The organism is Agrobacterium sp. CNPSo 3708, assembly GCF_028674915.1.
Classification (GTDB): domain Bacteria; phylum Pseudomonadota; class Alphaproteobacteria; order Rhizobiales; family Rhizobiaceae; genus Agrobacterium; species Agrobacterium cavarae.
Genome location: NZ_JAQZSF010000021.1, coordinates 1 through 496, shown reverse-complemented (window position 1 = coordinate 496; position 496 = coordinate 1). Strand labels below are relative to the sequence as shown.

The window sequence follows — 496 nt, the reverse complement described above, 5'->3', positions numbered from 1 at the left end:
GAAGAGAGCGAGTTCGGCGCTGTCGAGCGTTGCCAGTTGGGCAGAGCTCAAGCTGGCGATCTGGGTGGAGTTCAGCGCATCGATCTGGCTGGTCGTCATTGCTGCGAACTGCGTCGTGGTCAGGGCTGCTGCCTGCGTCGCGCTCAGGTTTGCAACGTTACCCGTGGTCAACTTGCTGACGGTGATACCTGCAAGCGCCTTTTCGCTGATGGCCTTGACTTCATCGCTGGAGAAGGTGTTGAGCGCGTCCGAAGACAGAGCATTCAGCTGCGACGTAGACATGACAGCAATCTGCATCTTGGCCAGGGCTGCTGCGCTCGCGCTGCTTAAGTTTGTCAGGGCTGTTGAAGAGAGGCCGGAAAGTGCCTTGGTGCTGAGTGCCGCCATCTCTCCAGTGGAGAAGAGAGCGAGTTCGGCGCTGTCGAGCGTTGCCAGTTGGGCAGAGCTCAAGCTGGCGATCTGGGTGGAGTTCAGCGCATCGATCTGGCTGGTCGTC

Annotated in this window: 1 pseudogene; it reads right to left on the bottom strand. The window is 59.5% G+C overall.

Going from position 1 to position 496, the window contains the following annotated elements:
• A pseudogene (locus PVA19_RS22300) lies at positions 1-496 on the bottom strand (ice nucleation-like protein); the annotation flags it as partial.